Below are 21780 nucleotides of genomic sequence, written 5' to 3' on the forward strand. Positions count from 1 at the left end.
TGAAGCGCCGGTGCTCATTCAAACGAGCAACTGACAATCTTATTCACTCCGAGCCATGCCAGTTTGGCAGTGCGCCTAGCCAGCCCAAGGTCCCTAGAGACGCAAGAAGCCCCATTCTGAACAGGAATGGGGCTTCATGTCATTCAGGACTTGTGCTGCCCTGGTGCTAGCGGTTCACCTGGGCGCAGATCTCGTTACCATCGGTGAAATAGAGGCCGAGCGACAGCGTCGTCGCAGCGGAGTCAACGCAGAAGTTCATGGTGAACTCCGCGTTCTTCCCACCGTTCGACGTCGTATACTCAGAAGAACGGATGAGGGAATCGCCATCCACCGTGCTCCCATTCACGCGCACATAGAAGAGGCCAGGAAGATCAGACTTCTGCGTGGGGAAGGTCGCGGTGCTGATGCTTGAGGGCTGATACGCGCGGACCCGGGCCTTGACCGTGCTGAGACCCGCGGCGCAGAACGCGGGGCTCACGGGGTCCGCGCCCCAGGAAGCCTTGGCGATGTCGTAGATGATCGGGCCCGAGGACGAGATGGTCCAGATGGGCTGCTTGCCACCCTGAGCAGGCGTGAAGTTCGCGCAGGTCGGGGTCGGAACCTCAGTGCAGGTGCCGCTGCTGCAGAACTGGCCGTAGGCGCAGGTGCTCTGGCCGGTGCCCGTGCAGGTGCCGCCGGTGGAGTCATCCACGACGCACTGGCCGGCCGCCGTGTTGCACGCGCGACCGGTGCCGCAGTCGTCGTTCGAGTCGCACTTCTCCACGCAGACGCGGTCCAGCGTGGAGCAGACCAGGTCGGTGGACTCGGAGTCCGTGCCGCCGTTGCAGAGCACATCCGTGGAGCACTTGCAGATCTTCGTGTCGGCCTCGGTGCTCGTGCCGCCCAACGCCGTGCAATTCTTCGCGGAGTCCGGACACTCGGAACCGGAATCACACGTGGTCACACAGACGCCCGCGTCCGGGTGGCAGATCTCCGTACCGGCGCACTCGTCGTTCGAGGTGCAGAGCGAGCCCTTCGGCTCGTCATCACCGCAACCGGCCATCAAACCGCTCATCGCGCCCAGCGCCGTGAGCACCAGCATCATCTTGCGAAGCTGCATGTTGAGAATCCCTCCGTGAGTCTGCTTGGAACGTCTCTCTGGGGGCCTCCGGCCACTGAAATCAGACCCCGACGTCCATGCGAGCGGCTCGGCTTTAGTCCCGCCCGTCCTGACGTGTCAACGAGTGTCGACACGGCCACCGACGCACCGCCTTCGCGGAAATTCAGCACTCACGAAAGCGAACACTCACATCGGCCCCAGGCGTGTCCCCGTGTCGAACTGGACCCGGAAACACCCTCGCCTGCTCAGAAGGTGAACGGGAAGTCGATGGGCTCGCCCTGCTTCTTGTGACGGGGGAACGCCCAGCTCTTGATGAGCCCCGAGATGCAGCTCGCCATGTACGTGGTGCGGTACTCATCCGTCTTGCACGTGACGTTCGCCGTCTTGCCGCTCGTCTGGATGGTCCACCGCATCACCAGCTTGCCGCTCAACATCGGGTCCTTCTTCTTCTGTTCGTTCACGCACTTCACGATGGCGGGCTTGTTGTTCAGCACCACCTCCATGATGTCGGAACGCTGAAGCGTGTCGCGCACACCACCGCCCCCCGGCTCGGGAGGAATGTAGGCGGTGGGCCGCGACTCGGTGGCCTTGGGCTCGCTCTTCGGCTTCTTCGTGCCGAACAGCTCGTCGAAGTCGTCGTCGCCATCACTCGCCGCGGGGCGCTCCGCGCGCGCCGCCGGACGCTCCTCGGGCTCTTCCCTGCGCCCCGAGGATGAGGAACCACTGGGCTTCCGAGGTGTCGACGGACGCTCCACCTTAGCCACGGCGGAGTCGAGCGGCTTCGCCGTCTCCACCGGAGGCGTGGCCACCACCGGCGCCTGGGCAACGGCGGGCGGAGGTGTCGCCACGGGCTGCGCCGGTGTACCAGCAGCGGCCACGGCTGGATTCGCGTCGGGAGTTCCAGCGGCGACCGGCGGAGGCGGGGTCGTACCAGGAGCAGCCGCCACCACGGGCGGCGTCTGCACGGGCGCGGCCACGGGCGGAGGAATCACGGGAGCCGCGACAGGCGGAGGCGCCGCCGCGACAGGCGGTGAGGCCACGGGTGTCGTCGTCGTGGGAGCCTCGACCTTGTTGTCACCCTTCAGGCTGAACGCCAGGACACCACCGCCCAGCCCCAGCACCCCGACGGCGATACCCACCATCAGGCTCATCCGACTCTTGCCACCCTGCGAAGAAGGGCCACCCTGTTGCGCATACGTGGGCGCATAGCCCTGGGGCGGATACTGCGCGGGACCGGGCTGCGCGTAGTGCGCGGGCTGCTGCTGCCCATACGGCATCTGCGCGGGCTGCCCGTAGGGCTGCTGGGGATGCGGATACTGCTGCTGCGCCTGAGGCTGCGCCATCTGCGCCGCCATGGCCGCGCTCGCCCCCATCAGCGACGGAGAAGACACCGGCTCCGGGGGAGGCATGGGCACATCGAGCAGCCGCGACTGGGACACGGGCTCGCGGCCCAGCGGGGGCGCGGGCGTCGGCGGAGGCTTGGCGTACGCGTCGTTCTCCTCCTTCACCAGCGAGGCCAGCACGCTGGCGGCGGAGGGCTTCCAGCCCACCGGAGCCTCGGGGGAAGCAGACGGAGGGGGCACGCTATCGCCCTTGGACGCCTTGCCCGCGCTGAACGCGGACTGCACCGGCCCGGACTGGACGGTGGGCGAAGAGCCCGACACCGGCTCCGGCGCGACGATGGTCGGCTTCGACGGACGCGGGGCGAGCACCGACGCCAGCTCCGCCGTCTCCGACAGGGGAATCCAGTCGCTGAAGCCGGAGCGCCAGCACAGGCTGTCGGGTCCCACCTCCCCGCGGTCCCAGGCGTCCTTCACCTTTTCGACAGAGAGCGGTCCCACCTGCTTCTCGTCGATGGCCACGTACCAGTCGTGCGAGGAGGCCGGGGGCTTCGCCTCCTTGTCGGGCTCGTCCTCGGCCTCGGCCAGCTTGCGCACGTTCTCCGCCGTGGCTTCACGCGCCGCGGCCTCTCCGACGGATTCACCCGTCGGAATCTTGTGCGTTCCAGAGCTGAGGACCTGGTCGAACACCGCTCCAATCTCGTCCGCATCCACGTCGGTGAAGAGTCCGCCCTCCGGCGGAGTCCCCAGCGTGGCGGGCAGCGAGGAGGACGATGACGACTCGGCCTCCTTGCTTGGAGTGCTCGCGCCGTTCGAGGCGGAGGCAGGGGCAGAAGAAGTCGCGGGCTCCGACGGGGAATCCTTCCCCGCCGCGGCGCCCGCTGGGCGCACGGTGATGTTGTGGCCGCACTTCTTGCAACGAACCTTGACCCCCTTGGGGCCAACTTTGTCGTCGCTGATCATGTACTGCGCGCGGCAGCTGTCACAGACGAAACGCATCTCTTCCGCAAGCCTCGGAAATGACGGGAGAAATCCCGTCGGAATCGTAGAAGTGCCCACCGGAGGGGTCAAGGATCAGTGCCTTGACTGCCCGGTCGCTCATCAACGCGTGAACCCTTCTCCGGGTTCTATCGTGCTATCGACGAACCTGCACCTCCACGTGTGTGCCAACAGCCACACGGAGGTTGTGAAGCTCTTCGGACGTGGCGAAGACGAGCAACTCCTTGAGCTTGTTGCGAGGCGACACCCGGAACGAGGACCCCGTCTCCCCCTGGACCAGCCGGCGCACCGGCTCCATCTCCCCGGCGACGAAGAGGCCCGCGCGTGCCGCGGTGAGCTCCGCGCCCTCCAGGAACTGGCGCACGGACTGCGGTGTCGCGGTGGGCAGCCAGGAGCGCGCCACCTTCGCGAGCGCCGCGCGGTCCACGTCGGTGAGGACCTTCTCCAGGGCCCGCCGCTCCATCTCCACGCCGTGGAGAGACTCGGCGACACGCACATTGCCCACCACGAGGTTGAGGGCCGCCTGGAGGATGGCCTCCAGTCGCTCCGCGGGCACGTACTGCGCGAAGGCCAGCTCCGGACGTGCCAGCGCCAGGGCGCGCCCCAGGAGGTAGTACACCTCTTTCTGTCCCTGCTCCGCGAAGTACTTGCCTCCCACGCGGACGCAGGGCGGGTGCGTCTGCAGGAGCTCCACGTTGACCAGCGGCTCCGGTGCGGGCTCGTTGGAGCGCTTGGCCATGCGCTCGCGCGTCGCCACGAGGAAGGGTGAGTACAGCTCCACTCCCTCCATGCCCAACAGGCGCGCCACGTAGCGGTAGTGGTGCACGTGGTACTCCTGCGCGCTGGCCACGTCGATGCGGTGCTTCTTCGGCACCAGTTGGTACTGCGTGAAGGGCACCGCGTACAGGTGCCCCGCCTTCGCGAAGAGCAGTCCGAGCAGCTCCGCCAGCGGGCCGCGCGACTTCGGGTGGAACAGCTGCGTGTGCCACAGCTGGTCGTCCACCGGCCGCTGCGCCACTTCCTTCTTCTTCGCGTAGGGCCCCAGCTTGGAGAGGATCTCCTTCTCGTCCTCCCCCGCTTCGCCCAGGAGCCCCGACGCGGCCTGCGCCGCGAGCCACGCCAGGTCGTAGTCCTTGCGCAGCGCCGCCAGCCGGACGAGCTGTCCGCACACCTTGCGCGGGTCCGTCGTGTGAGGCAGCGCGCGACGAAGCGCGGCGATGGCCTCCTCCTCCTTGCCGGGCATGTTGCCGGCGAGGTCCGCGAAGGCCTCCTGCACCACCGCGTCGTCCGGGAGCCCCTTGGCGGCCACGCCATAGGCAGCCACCGCGCCCTCCGGATGCTTGAGCACCTGGTGGTACAGGTCACCCAGCGCACGCCACAGCGCCATGCGCGCCACGTGCGTCTCCGGCGTCTTGGGCAGCCGCCCGAGCATCTTCGTGTAGTTCTCCTCCAGCTGCTTCCACTGGCGGGCACCACCGAGCATCGCTTCCAGCGAGCTGAACGCCTCGACGAAGCGCGGGTCCAGGTCCAGGGCCGCGTTGAACGCCTGCGTCGCGCCCTCCACGTCCTTCAGGTCATCGCGGCGCAGCTCGCCCAACGCGAACCACACGCGCTTGGCCTTGTGCGGCTCCGACGCGAGCGCGGGCAACGCCAGCATCCGCGCCAGCACATCCGCGGCCTTCTGTCCCTGACGCGTCTCGCGCAGGAGCACGTACAGCTGGTCCATGACCTCCAGCGCGTCCGGCTGGACCTTGAGCGCGCCGGTGAAGGCGTCGATGGCCATGTACGGGTCATGCAGCTCGTCGCGGGAGACGCGACCCAGCTCCAGGTACACCTTCGCCCTGGCCTCGCCCTCCAGCACACCGACGAGTTGCTGGCGCAGGTCGGCGGACTTCTCGAACTGGCCCGCCTTGTCCATCAACACGACGAGCGCGCGCAGCGTGGGCTCGTGGCCCGGGTCGATGGCGAGCGCCTTCTCGAAGTGGTTCTGCGCGCGGTCCGCCTGGCCGAGCGCGGCGTGGATGTCACCGAGCTGCCAGTAGACCTCCACCACCTCCAGGTCCGTGAGCTCCTCACGGTGGTGGATGAGGATGGTCTGGAACACCTTGAGCGCGCCCTCGTAGCGGCGCGTCTGCACCAGCAGATTTCCGTAGCCCTCGAGCGCCGGCAGGTACGTCGCGTCGCGCTCGTACGCCGTCTCGTAGCAGCTCAGGGCCTTGTCGCGGCGCCCCAGCTTCTCCGCCACGTAGCCCAGTCGGTAGAGCTGGCGGCACAGGTCCGCGGCGGTGGCCGCGTCCTTCTCCACCATGGCCTTCTCCGACAGCTTGCGCGAGACGATGTCCAGCATCCGCTCGGCCGTCGCCCACTCCTCGTGGGCGATGTAGACGTCCGCCAGTGGACGCGCGGCCTCGACGCTGTCCGGGATGTGCTTGAGCGCCTCTTCCCAGTAGCCCGTGGCCGTGTCGCGGTCCTCGCGCGTCTCCGCGTGGTAGCGCGCCACGTCCAGCAGGGCGCGGCCCTTGGCGGCTGGGTCCTCGGTCTGCTCCGCCTCCTGGCGCAGCGTCTGCTCGTAGCCGCTCCAGTCCTTCTCCTGCTCCTGGATGCCCTTGAGGGCGCGGATGCTGGGCAGGTGGCCCGCGTCGATGGCAATGGCCTGCTGATAGGCACTCCGGGCGCTGCCCGAGTCCATCAGCATGTCCTCGTTGATCTTCCCCAAGCGGTAGAACAGCTCCACCGCGTCCTTCGACTGGCCGGCGAGCTCCGCTTCCTTCTGCAGCATCTCCAGCGCGAAGGGCCAGTTGCCGCTGCGCTCGTACAGATTGCCCAGGGCGTGCAGCGCGGGACGGCTCTCGGGGTCCGCGGCGAGCGCGGAGTGGTAGCTGTTGACGGCCCGGTCCACCACCTTGAGCGACTGGTACTGGACGTTGCCGATGTCCACGTACAGCTCGGCCTGCTCCTGCGGGCTGACGGCCAGGGAGAGCTGCCGTTCGTAGGCGTTGATGAGGTCTTCCCAGCGAGCCTGGGCCCGGCGCAGCCGGATGAGGACCTTGATGGCCTGGACGTTCTGCGGGTCGATGGAGAGCACGCCCTCCACGCACACGTCCGCGTTGGCCGGGTTCTGGTACTTGTCCTCCCAGATGCTGGCGCTGCGGAACAGGACGCGGACCTTCTCGCGCCAGTCCTCGCTCAGCTCCAGCATCCGCTCGTAGATGGCGAGCAGGTCCGCGGGCTGGTCCAGCTTGGTGTGCAGCCGCTCCAGCGACTCCAGCGCCTCGCGGTTGACCGGGTCCAACTCCAACGCCTGCCGGTAGGCGGCGACGGCGGAGTCGTCATCGGAGAGGTCTCGCTCGAAGACTCCGGCGACCTCCACCTGGATGCGCGCGCGCTCCTCGGCCGTGTCCGCCAGGTCGCGGGCACGCAGGAGCGTCATCGCCACGTCGCGCCACGAGCGCTGCCGCCGGTACAGCGCGACGAGCACCCCGAGCGTCTCCGCGTCCGGCTCCAGCTCCAGGGCGCGCAGGAGCGCGCTGGCGGCCTCCGTCGGGTCCTCCAGCTTCTCGTCCCAGACGCGCGCGATCTCCTTCAGGATGCCCTTGCGCTGCTCGATGGAGCCGGCGGCCTCGAGCTTCTGCTCCAGCGCCACCACGTACTCGCGCTCCTGGCCGCGACGGTGGAAGACGGCGGCCAGTCCGTCCAGCGCGGTGGCGTTGGTCGGGTCGAACTCGAGGATCTTCCGGAACGCTCCCTCCGCCGCCTGCGGGTCGTCCAGCCGCGTGTCGTGGACTCTCGCGAGCGTGGCGTAGAGCCGCTCCGCGAGCGGGCCGCGAGGCAGCTCGTCCGCGACCTCCTCGTAGACGGCGGCCAGCTCCTCGTGGCTGCCCGTCTCGTCCGCCAGGCGCTCCACTTCCTCGCGCAGCGAGTCGTCCGAGGCGTCGAGCTGCAACGCGCGGCACAGCGCCAGGAAGGCCACGTCCTTCTGTCCCAGCCGCTCTTCCTGCACCCGGGCCAGCTCGCGCAGCGCGGCCATCTTCTCTTCGTCGGTGACGAAGTGGGGCATGTAGCGGTCGACCGCCGTCGCGTAGGCGCGCCAGTCGTTGTACGTGCGGTACAGCTCGCACACCCGCTCGTAGGCTGTACGGTTCGACGGGTCCAGCTCCAGCAGCTTCTCCAGGGCGCCCGAGGACTGCTCGGGCTTGCCACCCGGCCCCGCCCACAGGTCCGCCACCTCGACGTACGTGGCGACGGCCTGCTCACGCTCCTCCGCGCCCAGGTGCACGTGCACCTTGAGCTCCAGCGCTCGGACCGCGTCGTTCCACGCGCGCAGGGAGACGAAGAGCGCGTGCACCCGGACGAGCTCCTGCACCTGGTGCGGCTCCACCTCGAGCGCGCGGCGGGCGGCGTCCAGCGCCTCCTCGCGACGGCCCATGCCGGCCAGCACTTCCGCCAGGCGCAGGCGCAGCGCCTTCACGCCCTCGCTGTTCTCCTGGAGGGGGATGAGCCGGCGCAACACGCCGACGAGTTCCTCGCGCTGCTCCGTCTCGTCGTACAGCTCTCGCAGCGTGTCGAGCACCGCGCGATTGCGCGCGTCACGGTCCAACGCCGCCTTGAAGTACGGCACGGCCGCGTCAGGCTGCTTGAGCAGCCGGTACACCACGCGGCCCAGCCGCTCGTTGAGGCGCACCACCTCGCGAGGGTCCAGCGTCATCGCCAGACGCCCCTCGAGCAGCTCGCGCAGCTCCCGCGGCCGGTCCGCTCGCTCGTACAACGACTCCAGCGCGGTGAAAGCCTGGTCGTTGCGCGCGTTCTTCGCCAGCAGCTCGCGGTACAGCTCGATGGAGCCGCCCAGGTCGGAGAGCCCCTCGGCGGACACCTGCGCCATCTTCGACAGGACGCGGTCGCGCTCCGGCCCCACGACCTTGTCGGCCTGGAGCTTGAGGATGGCGTAGAGCTTCTCCGACGCCGAGGCCCCCTCGTAGATGCTCTCCAGCAGTCGCGCGGAAGCCATGTGTCCGGGCTCCAGCTTGAGGATGGCCTCGTAGGCCCCCGCCGCGCGGTCCGGACTGTCCAGCCGCTCCTGGTAGAGCTGCCCCAGGCGGAAGAGGTAGCCCACGCGCTCCACCTGCTCGGTGGACGTGGAGACCAGCGCCTCCAGGATGCCCGCCAGCTCCGGCCACGCCTGCAGCTCCATGTACAGGCGGTCCAACGCCACCAGCGCCCGCCCCTGAACCGCGACGTGCAGCGTGCGCGCCCGCTCGTAGTAGGACACCGCGCGGTCGGAGTCGCGCAGCTTCGACTCCAGCAACTGGCCCAGCTTCAGGCACACCTGCGCCGCATCGGCGGCCTCGGCCACGCGAGGCAGCGCTTCCTCGTACGCGGCGACCAGTTCGTCGTAGCTGTCGGACGCGTCCGTCGCGTTCTCCAGGCGTCGACGCACCTCGCCGTCGTTCGGGTCCTCCTTGAAGGCACGGAAGAGGGCCAGGAACGTCAGCTCCACCTCCCCCTGCGACTCGCGCAGCGTGGCCAGCTCGCCCAGCAGCGCCTTGCGCTCGAACGAGTCCGTGGACACACCCACGCGCGTCTCGAGGACCTGCGCCAGGCGGGGCACATCGCCGCTCGCGCGGAAGGCCCGCAACAGCGTCTCCACCGCGAGCAGGTTCTGCGGCTCGCGCGACACCAGGCCCTCCATCCGGCCCACCGCGCCGGGATGGTTGGGCTGCACCGTCAGCACCTCGCCGTACAGCGCCAGCGCGCCCGTCCGGTCCAACAGCCGCGTCTCGCGCACCGAGGCCAGCCGGAACTTCAGCTCCAGCCCCGCCTCCGGGGGCATCAGCGCGATGCGGCGGGCCAGCACGTCCGCCAGCTCCGGCCAGCGCTCCTGCTTCTGGCAGAGCGCTTCCATCCGCTCCAGCGCGGCCATGTCGTCCGGCTTGAGCTCCAGCAGACGCCGGAACGTCGCCAGCGCGCCGAGCGCGTCTTGGAGCTGCTCTTCCTGCAGATGTCCAATCTGGAAGAGCACCGCCGCGCGACGGGCCGGTTCCTCGGCCACGGCGAGCTGACGGCGCAGCACCTCCAGCAGCTCCGAGGGCTTGCCCTGCGAGGCCACCAGGCGAACCGTGCCATCCAGCGCCTCGGTGTCCGTGGGGCGCAGCTCCAGCACGCGCTTCCAGGACGTCAGCGCCTCGGAGGGCTCGCCCAGGTCGGTCTGCAGTCGCGCCAGGGAGCGATACAGCTCGGCCCGCGCGGCATCGCCCGCCTTGGGCGCCACTTCCATGATGATCGCGCCCAGCTCCTCGGGAGCCTCGGCCCGGTCCACCAGCGACGCGCACAGCTCCAGCGAGCGCAGGTCGTCCGGCAGCTCGCGCAACGCGCGCGTCGCCGCCAGGAAGCCCATCTCCGCGTTCTCCAGCGGGCCGGCATACATCTCCGCGATGCGACGCAGCAGCGCCGCGCGCTCCTGCGGCACCGCCTCCGCCGACACGCGGGACTCCAGCATCTCCACCTGCTTCAGGTGGTTGCCCACCGCGACGAAGACAGGCTCCAGCGTGCTGGCGGCGGCGCCACGCAGCGGACTCTCCGAGCGGGCCATCTCTTCCAACGCGCCCACCGCGCCCGCATGCCCCGCCCGCCGTGCCAGCACGGACTGGTACAGCTCCAGGGCTCCGCGCGGGTCATCCAGGCGCGAGAACTTCAGGCGACCCAGGCGCACGCGCAGGTCGGAGGCTTCTTCCTGCGCGCCACGCGCGTCCGCGAGCTGGGTTTCCCGCTCGATGTGCTGCGCCAGCTCCGGCCAGCGCTCCATGTCCGCCAGCACGCGGCCCAGCAGCTTGATGGCGTTCGCGTTCTCCGGCCGCAGGGCGAGGACGTCGCGATACGCCTGCGACGCCAGCGCCTTGTCCGCCAGCGTCTCCTCGGCGAGGTGCGCCAGCTCGAACAGGAGATTCACCTGCGACGCCGCGCTCGGCTCCGCCGCCACCTGGCGCCGCATGGTGAGCGCCAGCTCACGGTGCGCACCGGTGCGACGGTGGATACGGGCGATGGACTCCAGCACCGCCTTGTTCTTCGGGTCCCTCCGGCTCACCTCCTCCAGCGCCCGGACCGCCAGGTCGTAGCGCTTGAGGCGGTTGTCGTAGAGCGTCGCCAGCCGCCGCCACAGGTCACCCGCGAGCGGCTCCTGCGTGTCGCGCTCCAGCTGGTCCTCGTAAGCGCCAGCGACTTCCTCGAACGAACCGGAGTCGGCCGCCAGCCGCTCCAGCTCGTCACGCACCGAGGTCTCCTGCGGGAACTCGTTGAAGGCCCGCAGCCGCGCGACGAACGCGAGCGACGTCTGCCCCAGTGCCTCGCGCAGGGTGGCGATCTCCTGGATGTGCTCCAGCCGCCGCTCCGGCGCGACGCCGGGCAACAGCACCTCCAGGACCTCCACCAGCTTTCGCGTGTCGTTCAGGCCGCGATAGACGGGCTCCAGCAGGCGCGCCGCTTCCACGCGAGGCCCGTCGTGCGCCATCAGGCGCTCCAGGCCCGCGACCACCTGACCGTCACCGGGCGCCAGCTCCAGCAGCCGGCGATACACCGGCAGCGCCTCCGTCGGGCCCACTTCCTTCTCGAGCAACTGCGCGCGCTTCAGCAGCCAGCCCCGTCGCGCGGCGTCGTCCGCGGCGCCCTCGGCGAGCTGCTCCAGCACGTCCGCCTGCTCCACGAACCGACGCGCCTTCGCGTACAGCTTCTCCAGCGCGAGCAACCCCTCGGGCACCCGCCGCTGCGCGAGCGCGGAGCGGTACGTCTCGACGGCCCGCGCGTCCTCACCGGCGTTGGCATAGGCCTCGCCCGCCTTGAGCAACAACCCCACGCGCTCTTCCGCGTCCTGGGAGAGCTGGGCCTGACGGGTGTAGACCTCGGAGAGGCTCTTGGCGTTCTGGCCCTTCTCGTACAGCCGGGACAGCGACTCCAGGGCCTGACGGTCCTGCGGCGCGTCCGCGAGCAGGTTCTTCCAGAGGCGCGCGGCCTCCTCGGGCTGATCCAACGACTCGCGAATCTCCGCCGCGCGACGCAGCAACTCCAACGCCGCCGTGTCTCCCTCCGTGAGCTCCACCGCCGCGGACTCGTAGATCTCCGCGAGCACCTCGTACGAGCCCGTCTCACGCGCCAGGCGCTCCAGGTCGGGACGCACGCCGTCTCTATCCAACCCCTGCGCGAAGGACTTCACCGCCGACATGAAGGCCAGCGACGGCTGGCGCATGTCGCGCTCGTAGATGCGGCGCACTTCACCGGACAGGAGGATCTTCTCCACCGTGAGGGCCGACTCCATCCGCGCCTCGCGCAGCGCCACGCGGCGGGCATGGTCTCCCACCTGCGCGAGCACCGGGTCCAACACCTCCAGCGCGGCGCCACTGGCGGGCACCGCGGCCTTCACCCACGCCTCCAGCGCGGCGCGCGAGCCCGGGTGACCGGAGTCCTCGGAGAGGATGCGCTTGTAGAGGCCCAGCGCCGCGTTCGGGTCGTCCAGCACCGTGCGCTGCAGCTCCGCCAGCCGGAAGGAGACTTCGCGTCCCTGCGGGCTCTGCCCCTCCTGGTTGCGGCGCAGCGCCAGCGCCCAGGCCAGGTCCTGATGCTTTTCCAGCTCCGTGTAGAGCCTGTCCAACGTCGCCGCGGCCTCGCGGCTGGCCGAGTCGCGCTCCGCGATGGCCCGCCACGCCTCCGACGCGCTCTCCAGGTCCGACAGGCGCGTCTCGTGAAGCAGCGCGGCCTCGCGCAGGAACGCGAGCTGCTCGGCGGGCTCCGGCGACGCGGCGGCCAGCTTCTCCAGCACCTCGGCCAGCGCGGCCCACTCCTCTCCCGCGCGATGCAGCCGCTGCAAGGCGCGGAGGCTGTCCAGGTTGCCCGGCTCCAGGGCCAGCAACGCGCGCAGCGCCTTCACCGCGCCCGCCTTGTCGTCGAGCTTCTTCTCCTGCACTTCGGCCAGCTCGCGCAGCAGCGCGCCGCGCGCGGCGCCCACGTCGCCCTCCTCCGCCAGCTCCGCGATGATCTCCGCGTAGCTGTCCACCGAGTCCGCGTCCTCCGCCGCCTGACGCGCCGTGGAGCGGAGCCCCGCGTCACCCGGCGCCAGTCGCAGGGCCCGCGCCAGGGCGGCGAAGGCCAGCTCCGGCTGTCGCAGGTGCGCCAGATGCACCTGCGCGGCCTGCCGCAGCACCTGCACCCGCGCCGCGTCGTCCTTCGCCACTTCCGCCAGCACGTCCAGCGTGGCCACCAGCTTGCGGTGGTCCTTGGTCCGCTCGAGCGCGGGCACCAGCACGCGCGCCGCTGCCTCACGCGACGGCCCCGAGGCCAACATCGCCTCCAGCGCCGCGAGCGCATCCGGGTCCGAGGGACGCTGGAGCAGGATGTCCGCGTAGCTCTGCACCGCCTCCGCGCTGCCGTCCTGCGTGCCTTGCAGCAACTGCGCGCGACGCAGCTTCAGCCGCGACACCTTGTCCGACTCGCCCGCCGACTCCGCCAGGCCAATCATCCGCGCCAGCGTCTCGCCCAGCTCGCGCGTGCGGCCCGCCTTCTCGTACAGCTCCGCCAGGCGCGGCAGGTGCTTGCCTTCCTCGGCGCCGTGCGAGAGCGCGGACTGGAGCGCCTCGGCGGCCTGCGCCGGCCGGCCCAGCTCCACGTTCAGGTCCACGAGCTGGAGCAGCAGCTCCAGCCGCTCCGCCCCGCGCGCCCCGTGGATGCGCTTGCGCAGCAGCTCCTCGGCGTCCGCCGAGCGCCCCGCGCGCCCATACAGCCGCACGAGCCGCTGGAGCACCGGCCCCGAATCCGGAGCCCGCTCCACCGCCGCCTCGAGCGCGGCGATGGCATCCGCCACCAGCCCGCCCTCCTCCGTCAGCGCCGCCGCCTCGGTCAGCAGCGACAGCGACAGCGTGGGGTCTTCCGACTCCGTCGCCAGCGTGCGCAGCACCCGGCCCAGCTCCGCGTGCGCGGACAAGTCCCGCGCCAGCCGCAGCGCCTCGGCGCGCGTGGAGTCATCCCTCGGGTCCTCGCGCAGCACGCGCACCCGGGTGTCGAAGGCCGCGCGACTGTCCGCGAGCTGCTTCTCGTGGATGCTCGCCAGCAGCGAGAAGAGGCGCTTGCGCGCCGTCGGCTCCGTCGTGGCCTCCAGTTGCTGCTGGAGCGCCGCCACCTGTCGCTGGTGGTCTCCGGCGCGCCCGTAGTGCGCCGCCAGCGCCTCGGTGACTTCCTCCGTCCGCACTCCCGCCGTCGCCAGTCGCTCCAGCCCGCCCACCACCACGCCGGTGGACACGTTCTCCGACAGCAGGCCCAGGAACAGGTCCGCCGCGTCCTCCTGGCGTCCCAGCCGCTCCGCGTACAGCTTCGCCTGACGCGCCGTCCACTCGTTGCGCTCGAGCTGCGTCTCCGCCAACGACGCCAGCCGACCCGCCAGCGACGCCGCTTCGTCGAAGCGCGACAGCGCCACGCACAGCGCCTGCAGCCGCTGCACCGCGCCCACCTCGTCGGGCGCGAGCTGCGTCCACTCGCGCACCAGCGGCTCCAGCTCCTCGGGCGCGGCGCCAGCGGCCTCTCGCCGCGTCACCTCCGCCTCCAGCCGGGCCTTCGGGTCATCCGCGAGCGCCGCGGCCGCCTGCAGCGACTTCACCGCCTCCGCGGCGACCTCGTCACCCGGGAGCCGAGCCAGCACCTCGCGCCACGCCGCCTCCGCGCGCACCGGGTCCGCGAGCGGGCCCTGGAGCAACTGCGCCAGGTGCCGCCACAGCGTCGCCGCGACTTCCACCACCGGGGCCGCCTGCGCCGCGCGTTGCAGCGCCAGGGCCAGGGCGGGCCGCGCATTCGCCTTCTCCGCGTGCTCCACCACCGAGCCGAGCAGCAGCGGACGCGCGGGGTCCAGCTCCAGCGCGCGCGACAGCACCTCGAAGGCGCCACGCGCGTCGTCCTTCTCCTCGAACATCAGCGCGAGCGCCTCGCAGAAGGCCACCCGCTCCGCCCGGGGGCGCGGCGCCAGGAGCGCCAGGTCCAGCAGCGGCACCACGGCCTCCAGCTCCTCGTCCTCGGCCAGCAGCCGCGCCAGCTGGAAGGCCGCCAGCGCATGCGTGGGGTCCAGCTTCAGCGCCGCTTCCAGGTGCGCGCGCGCCGCCGCGCCGTCCTTCAACTGCGTCAGGCACAGCTCCGCCAGGCGCAGCCGCATCGCGGCCTGACCCGACTTGTCCTTCACCGTGGCCAGGTAGCGCTCCAGCACCGCCACCGCGTCCGCCGCCCTGTTGCCCTCCAGCAACAGCTCCGCCGTGAGGCTCGCCGCGTCCGCGCGCGATGGATCCGCCGCCACCGCCTTCTCGAAGGCCCCCAGCGCGCCCGGCGCGTCGTTCAGCCGGCCCAGCCGCATCGTGCCCACGCGCAGCCACAGGTCGACCTGCGCGGAGCGGTCCTTCACCTCGCCCGCCATCGCTTCAATCTGGGCAATCGCCGCCGCGAAATCGCCGCCGGAGCGCGCGGCCATCTTCTCGATGAGCGACAGGCCCTCGGGCATGCCCGGCCACAACAGGAAGCAGCGGTCCAACGCCTCCTTCACCTTGCCGGCGGCGGTCGGGTCGTACCAGGCGAACAGCTTCGCCACGAGCAGCGACAGCCGGGCGGCGCTCTTCCTGTCGCGCTCCTCCAGCGACATGCTGCGCAGCATCCGCACGCGGTCCCGCCACGTCTGCTCGAAGCGCTGCAGCGCCCGGGTGGCCTTCTCCACGCGCGCGTTCTGCGGCTCCAGCGTCCGGGCGACCTCCAGCACGCGCTGCGCCAGCTCGTGCTCGGTGGGGTCATCCACCAGTCGCTCGGCCAGCGCCGCGTACTCCTCGGACATCCCCGCGTCGCCCAGCGCCTCGCGCTCGCGCTCCAGCGCCTCGAAGGCCGTCTGGAAGCGCTCCTCGGACAGCAGCAACTGCCGCACGCGCCGGAAGATGGCGCGGTCCGACTTCGCCCGCGCCGCGCGCTGCAGGCACAGCACCGCCCTGTCGCGACGGAAGAGCTTCTGCTCGTAGAGGTCCGCGGCCTTCAGGTAGTGGCCCGCGCTCTCCTCGCCCTGCGTGGAGCTGCCCAGGCGCTCCAGCACATCCGCGAGCGCCGCGGCGTCCTGACGCGACTCGTGCAGCCGCTTGAGGCCACGCAACGCGGGCAGCGGCTCCTTCGCCACCAGCAAGGCGCGCTTGAGCAGTTCCTCGGCGCGAGGCGCGTTGCGTTGACGCTCATGCGCCAGCTCCGCGGCACGGCACAACAAGCGCACGGCCTCGTCGGTGGCGACATCGCGCGAGCGGCCCTCGTACAGACGGATCAGCTCTTCCACGCGGCCGGCTTTCTCCAGGGAGGCCTCGGCTTCGACGAAGCTCCGGTCATCGGACACGCGCAGCGTGGGTCGAGGAGACGTGGGCTGTTGCATGGGGAGGGCGGGCCTCGGGGGTGAAAATGGAACGCAGCGGGGGCGCCAGCCGCCGGACTCTACCGGCCGCGAGCGCCCCCGAGCAATCGTGTAAAACCCGCCAAAGGGCGGGAATCATTGGCCTTCTTGCTACTCGGCCGAGGAAGCGTCGGGGGGAACGTCCCCGTCTTCGCCCCCCGCACCGCCGTCAGACGAATCTGCGGAGGCGGGGATCGCCACGGGCGTCTCCGGCAGGGCCTTCGCACGCTCCACGCCAGCGGTGTCGTTGAGCTGGGTGTAGAGCGCCACGGCCTTGTCACGCTGCTGCAGCTCCTCGGCGAGCTGGGCGGCGCGAGGCAGGTTGCCGAGCTTCTCGTGCAGCGGCAGCGCCTTGTCCTTGCGCCCCGCGGCCTCCCACGCCTCGGCGGAAGCCGCGACGTCGCCCAGCAGCTCCAGCCAACGGGCGCGGCCCGCGGGCTTCTGCTCCTGCTCGGCCCGAGCCAGCTCGCGCTGCGCCAGCTCCTTCGCCTCTTCGTCCAGCTTCAGCCGCTGCATGAAGTGGAACGCCTTGGGAGGAGGCAGCGTGCCCAGCACCTCGACGGCCTCGCGACGCTGACCCGCCGCCACGAGCAGCGTGGCCGCGCCCAGCCGGTCCCCACGCTCCACCAGGCTCTTCACCTCGAGCCCGCGGATGCGGTTGGCGCTGGCCATGTCGCGCGAGCGCTCGTACGCCTTGCGCGCCAGGGTCAGCTTCCCCGCACGCTCGTACGCGAGCGCCGCCTGATCGAACTGGCGGGCGCGCTCATACAGGCGCGCCACGTTCTCGAAGTCGCCCTTGCCGACGTAGTGCTCCATCAGGAGCTCGTAGGCACCGGCCTTCTCCAGCGTGGGAGCGAGCTGATCCGGAGGCAGCGTGCCCACCAGCCGGCGCGCGGCGTCGTTGTCGCTGCCCGCCAGCGCGGTGCGCAACGCGCTCTTGAGGTCACCGCCCGCTTCGAACAGCCGGGTGGCATCCGCGAAGCCATTGTTCCGCTCGTGCAGGCGGGCCGCGTCACGCGTGCGTCCCAGGCCCTCGAGCTGCTTGGCCTGGTCCTTCCAGTCGCCCGTCAGCTCCGGCACGGGACGACGCTCGCCCCGCTCCGGACGCTCACCGCGCTCGGGACGCTCGCCGCGAGGCGCCCGCTCCGGACGGTCACGCCGCTCGGCACCGGCCGCGCCGCGCTCAGGACGCTCGCCGCGAGGCGCTCGCTCAGGACGCTCGCGACGCTCACCGCGCTCCGGACGCGCTTCCGTCCGAGCCGTGGGCGCCACGGGCTCCTCGACCTCGGGCCCCGGCTGACGGCCGCTGGCGGCGAAGGCCACCTCGGCGCGCTCCCGGTCTCCCGCCGCGCGCCAGACCTGTCCCACCAGGAACAGCACGTCCGTCCACGCGTCGAACTTCTCCTTCGCGGGGTCCACCGCGGGGGCCGCCGGAGCAGCCGCCTCGGCAGGAGCCGCCGCGACCTCCGTCGTGCCTTCCGCGCCCTCCGCCGGAGCCTCGGCCTCGGCCGGAGCTTCGACTGGAGCACTGGCCTCCACCGGAGCACCCGCCTCCGCCGGGGCCGAAGCCTCCGGAGCGGCCGGCTTGGGCTGACGCTGCACGCGCAGCATCGTGGTGATGAGCTTGCCGCGCGTGTTGAGGTCCAGGTCCTCCAGGGACTTCAGCCGCATGGGCCGCAGCGAGCGAACAATCGCCTGCAGCGGGCCCTTCTCGGCCGCGAAGTCCGTCTTGGAGTACGCCTTCTCAAGCGCGTTCAGCTCGGCGATGACGCGCTGCCCAGGGCCCACGGGCCCCTCGTCGCGTCCCCGCCCGCGACCATCTCGGCCACGGCCTTCACCCCGTCCACCACCAGGACCACCCGGACCGCCCCGGCCACCAAAACCACCGCCAGGACCGTCACGGCGCGGGCCCTGACCCGGCGCACCCCCGTCACGACCACGCCCACCCGGGCGCGGCCCACCGCTTCCATTCTCCTGAGGCACGTCTTTCTCCCGCTGGAACTAGAACGCGTAGCGAATGTTCGGCGCCACCGCGAACCCGAACGAGCCTCCGGAAACGAGGTAGTTCCCCGTGACCTCGAGCCCCACGGAAAAGTGGCGCAACCGTGTGTAGTACTCCACTCCGGGCCCGGCAAACACAAGAATGTCGGAATCCGGAAGGAGACGCTTCGGCGAGAACATCGCATAACCCGCGCCTGCGCGGACATAGAACCACGTGCGCTTCACTTCTTGGCTGTCGGCCAGGCCCACCAGGCGCGCGCGCAGCACCGCGCCGGGGACGAAGGTGGAGAAGTCACCGGACACCGCGCCGCCGGACTCGCCGATGTACTGGGCGCTGGTGCGGATGCTGGAGCCCATGATGAACAGGCCCAGGGACACCCGCTCCCCCAGGTCCACGCCGAACTCCACCTGGGCCATGGGGCCCGAGGAGAACGGCCGGGGCGTCCCCTCCGCCGCGGGGGGATTGGTCAGGAAGAGCGGACCGCCGAGCAGCGCGAAGTAGAACCCGCGCTCGATTTCATCGAACGTGACGGCGGGCTTGTCTCCCGTCGCCGTGGGTGGTTGCTGAGCGCTCGCGGCCACGGGGAGGACGAACACGGCACACAGGGCAATGGAGGCGAGGGCTTTCATGCGGTCCTGAGGTTGACGTGGCTCCCACGGGGGACGGGAGCCGGGGTGACTGCGCGGGCGACCCCGGGGAAGGGCCGCCCGTGAAGCGGGGGAAGGCCGGCGCTAATCGCCGGACTGCTTGAAGATGAACGGATAGGTGACGACCACCACGCCGCCGCCCTTGGGCTCGGGGAACTTCCAGGTGCGCACGCGGCCAGCCACGCACGTCTCCAGTTCCGCGTTGCCCGCGGTGGACTGGGCCACCGAGGACGACGCCACGGAGCCGGTGGCGGTAATCACGAACTTCACCGCCACCTTGCCGCCCAGCTTCGGGAAGCGGTTGAGCAGGCTTTCGTAGCAGTAGCGGATCTGCCCGCGGTTCATGTGGATGACCTTGCGGATGAGCTCCTTGTCCAGCGAGCCCATGACCTCCGGCTCGGACGAGGTGATGCCCACGTCGACGCTGGACTTGCCACCCAGCACGCCCACGCCGGTGCCGTAGCTGCCGGTGCCGCCACCGCGACCCTTGGTGCCGATGCCACCGATGCCGACGGTGTCACCCGTGCCGCCACCGCCACCGCCGGAGCCGCGCAGGCCCAGGCCGCCGAAGCCGCCCGAGTTGCCCGCCTTGGCGCCGAACATGTTGCCCATGGCGCTCTTCAGGTCGCCGCCCAGGCCCTTGCTGCCGAACACGGTGGAGATGCCGCCCTTGCCGCCGCCGAAAATCTTGGCGGTCAGCGCGCGGGCCTCGTCCTTCTTGTTCGGGTCGCCCTTGGGCGCGGTGCGGTTGTTGGTCTTGGGCGTGTCCTTCTTGCCCATCTGACCTTCGTCACCGCGGCTCTTGGCCGCCATCTCGCCGCTCTTCTTCGCTTCCTTCTGCTGGTTGAGGCGCTCGAGGAACTTGTTCTTCTGCGTCTCGGGCGGCTTGATGATGAGCTTGGCGATGCGCGCCTGGTTGGCGGACAGCTCGTCCGAGTACTCGTCACCCTCGCCCGTGCGGTTCATCGCGGTGATGACGAACGCGGTCGCCGCGAAGAACATCACCAGGAAGATGTTGACCGCGGTGTAGTCCAGCGACTCGCCCAGCGGCGCGACAACGCGCTTGGGCACGGACTGGAAGGTCGCCTCCATGGTCACGCCGCCCAGGTCCACCCAGAAGAAGTCCTCCGCGTCGAGCGTGAGCGTGTACGCGTCACCCTCGTGCGAGGCCTTGCCGGACTCGAGGACCGCCTTGAGCTCCAGCGTCTCGCCCTTGCGGACCAGCCCGCCCTTCATCTTCCCCGTGAAGCGCACGACGAAGGCCTGGCCGTCCGTGCGCAGCACGTCGAAGGTGGGCGCGCCCAGCTTCGCGTCACCCATGACGAAGTCGACACCCGCGGTGGTGCCCACCGTCACGGCGCGCTTGGAGCCAGGGGCCACGAAGAACTCGCCCACCCGCTGGTCACCCCAGGAGAAGCGCAGCGCCACGCCCTGCGGGCCGCTGGACTTGGAGCGGCGCACGGTGCGCACGCGCGGGGCGGCCTCGTCTTCCGGAGCTTGCGAAGCCTGCGTCGCCTGGGGCGCTGGCGCGGACTCTTCCGCGGCGAGGATGGGGCTCTTCTGCGTGGCGGCGACGGAGTCGTCCAGCGCACCCGACTTCGCGGCGGCGACAGGGGCGGGAATGAACGGCTCGGCGGCCTCGGCGGCGGCGGCCTGCGCCAGCCCCGTGGCCGCGCTGGTGGCGCCCACCACGGGGTTCTTCTCCGTGGTGGCATCCGTGCTCGCGGCGGCCACGGACAGGTTGGCGGCCGCGATGGCGGCGGGGTTCTCCAGCCGGATGGTGGTGGCGCCCACCCGAATCTCGTCACCGAACGTCAGCAGGCCCTTGTTGACTCGCTTGCTGTTGACGTACGTCCCCTCGACGCTGCCCATGTCGATGATGGACATGGAGCCGTCGCCGGCGACCTCGATGACGGAGTGGATGCGGCTGACCTTCTCGTCCTCCAGGCACAGGTGCGCCGAGGACAGACGGCCAATCTTGATGATGTCGCGCTCGTAGTCCTTGGAGGCGACCAGTGTGTCGCCCTTGAAGACCTTGAGTGTCAGGGGAACGGCCATGAGGGCTCCTGCGTAGGGTGGATGCTCGCTATGGACAACGCTCGCGCCGGAAGGTTCCCTCCGACGCACCGACGCAAATTACAGCTCGCCCACGGACTGCATCACCTTGTCCTCGAAGTCCTCGCGGATGCGGATGAGGTTCGAGTGCTTCACCTTGTCACGGGCGTCGATGTACTCGCCGTCCGGCTTGGTGAGGTCGCCTTCGATGGTGTCGTCCTCGAAGTCGATGCTCGTCGTCTTGGAATAGCGCACATTGCCCTCCCCGCCCCCACCCGACGGCTTGGCAGCATCATCCTGGGCGAAGGCCGGAGCCACCGCGAGCACCGCGCACAACATCAGAGCCTTCCGCATCACTGTCTCCCACGAGGGCCCCGCCGGGCCCGTTCCACGCCGCACGTCCAAACAACGGACAGCCAAGGTTCGCATCATCCCCCCGGGGCTCGCCACAGCGAAGGCACCCGGGGGCAGCCCAACTTTCACAGCAGGTCGTCTTCCGGCTCACCCGGCTCGGAAGGATCCACCGTGCCTGAATTCTTCGGCTCCTGCGCTCCCGCCGGCTGCTGCGGGGGAGTGGCCGGCGTCTGGGGCGAGGAGCCCCCCGCCGGCGTGGCCTGGGGAGCCGTGCCCGTGCCGGTGGCCGGAGCCACGGCGGCGCCGTTGGGCGCGGGCGCCTGCTTCTTCTCCGCGGCATTCATCTGGGCCTGCTGCTTCTTCTGCATCTCCTCCATCTTCTTCGCCTGCTCCTCGGCCGCGCTGGCCTCGCGCTTGGCGCTGACGATGGCCTCGGCCTCGCGCAGCAGTCCGAAGACGGGAGCCTCACCGGACAGGGCCACCTCTCCGCCCGCCGTGGCGATGTACCGCTTGTAGAGCTCCACGGCGCGCTCCGGAGCGTCCTTCACCTTGTGGAGCAGGATGGCGCGGTTGAGGTGCACGGCCGCAAGCTCGGAGTCCAGCTTCTCCGCCTCGTCGTACTCCTGCATCGCCTTGTCGTACTGACCCTGGCCCTTGTAGGCGAGGCCCAGGTTCAGGTGCGCGGTGGCGTTCTTCCCATCGGCCTGGAGGATGCGGCGCAGGTGCTCTTCGGCGCCGGGGTAGTCCTCCGCGTCCAGGGAGAGCTGCGCCAGCGCGACGTGCGACGGGACATAGTCCTCGCGCGCCTCCAGCGCCTTCTTGAAGGACAGCCGGGCATCGTCGTCGTCACCCTC

Annotated in this window: 8 protein-coding genes; all 8 read right to left on the bottom strand. The window is 70.5% G+C overall.

What is annotated here, in order from left to right; translation table 11 throughout:
• Positions 1–166: 166 nt before the first annotated feature.
• Positions 167–1099 carry a hypothetical protein gene (locus ACN469_RS18025; RefSeq protein WP_498769535.1) on the bottom strand — a complete coding sequence of 311 codons (933 nt, stop codon included), beginning with the start codon at positions 1097–1099 and terminating at the stop codon, positions 167–169.
• 245 nt (positions 1100–1344) lie between these two features.
• A complete protein-coding gene (gene gltJ, locus ACN469_RS18030) occupies positions 1345–3438 on the bottom strand; it encodes an adventurous gliding motility protein GltJ (protein WP_498769537.1) in 2094 nt (697 codons plus the stop codon).
• Between the two features lie 136 nt (positions 3439–3574).
• A complete protein-coding gene (locus ACN469_RS18035) occupies positions 3575–15850 on the bottom strand; it encodes a tetratricopeptide repeat protein (protein WP_498769539.1) in 12276 nt (4091 codons plus the stop codon).
• 129 nt (positions 15851–15979) lie between these two features.
• Entirely contained in the window at positions 15980–17656 is a 1677-nt protein-coding gene (locus ACN469_RS18040) for a DEAD/DEAH box helicase (protein ID WP_498769540.1), read from the bottom strand.
• A 213-nt stretch (positions 17657–17869) separates the two neighbouring features.
• A complete protein-coding gene (gene cglE / locus ACN469_RS18045; protein WP_498769542.1) occupies positions 17870–18499 on the bottom strand; it encodes an adventurous gliding motility protein CglE in 630 nt (209 codons plus the stop codon).
• 102 nt (positions 18500–18601) lie between these two features.
• Positions 18602–20575 carry an adventurous gliding motility protein GltG gene (gene gltG / locus ACN469_RS18050; protein ID WP_498769544.1) on the bottom strand — a complete coding sequence of 658 codons (1974 nt, stop codon included), beginning with the start codon at positions 20573–20575 and terminating at the stop codon, positions 18602–18604.
• Between the two features lie 78 nt (positions 20576–20653).
• On the bottom strand, positions 20654–20926 hold the full coding sequence (gene cglF, locus ACN469_RS18055; protein WP_498769546.1) for an adventurous gliding motility protein CglF: 273 nt from the start codon (positions 20924–20926) through the stop codon (positions 20654–20656).
• A gap of 125 nt (positions 20927–21051) precedes the next feature.
• On the bottom strand, positions 21052–21780 hold a 729-nt coding region (gltE, locus tag ACN469_RS18060; protein ID WP_498769548.1), incomplete at its 5' end, for an adventurous gliding motility TPR repeat lipoprotein GltE.

The sequence above is a fragment of the Corallococcus terminator genome, assembly GCF_049194865.1.
GTDB classification, from domain to species: domain Bacteria; phylum Myxococcota; class Myxococcia; order Myxococcales; family Myxococcaceae; genus Myxococcus; species Myxococcus terminator_A.

Bases quoted from the DNA above. Each gene is read 5' to 3' on its own strand.
- gltG (WP_498769544.1), bottom strand. From the start codon at position 20,575: ATGGCCGTTCCCCTGACACTCAAGGTCTTCAAGGGCGACACACTGGTC.
- ACN469_RS18025 (WP_498769535.1), bottom strand. From the start codon at position 1,099: ATGCAGCTTCGCAAGATGATGCTGGTGCTCACGGCGCTGGGCGCGATG.
- ACN469_RS18035 (WP_498769539.1), bottom strand. From the start codon at position 15,850: ATGCAACAGCCCACGTCTCCTCGACCCACGCTGCGCGTGTCCGATGAC.
- cglE (WP_498769542.1), bottom strand. From the start codon at position 18,499: ATGAAAGCCCTCGCCTCCATTGCCCTGTGTGCCGTGTTCGTCCTCCCC.
- cglF (WP_498769546.1), bottom strand. From the start codon at position 20,926: ATGCGGAAGGCTCTGATGTTGTGCGCGGTGCTCGCGGTGGCTCCGGCC.
- gltJ (WP_498769537.1), bottom strand. From the start codon at position 3,438: ATGCGTTTCGTCTGTGACAGCTGCCGCGCGCAGTACATGATCAGCGAC.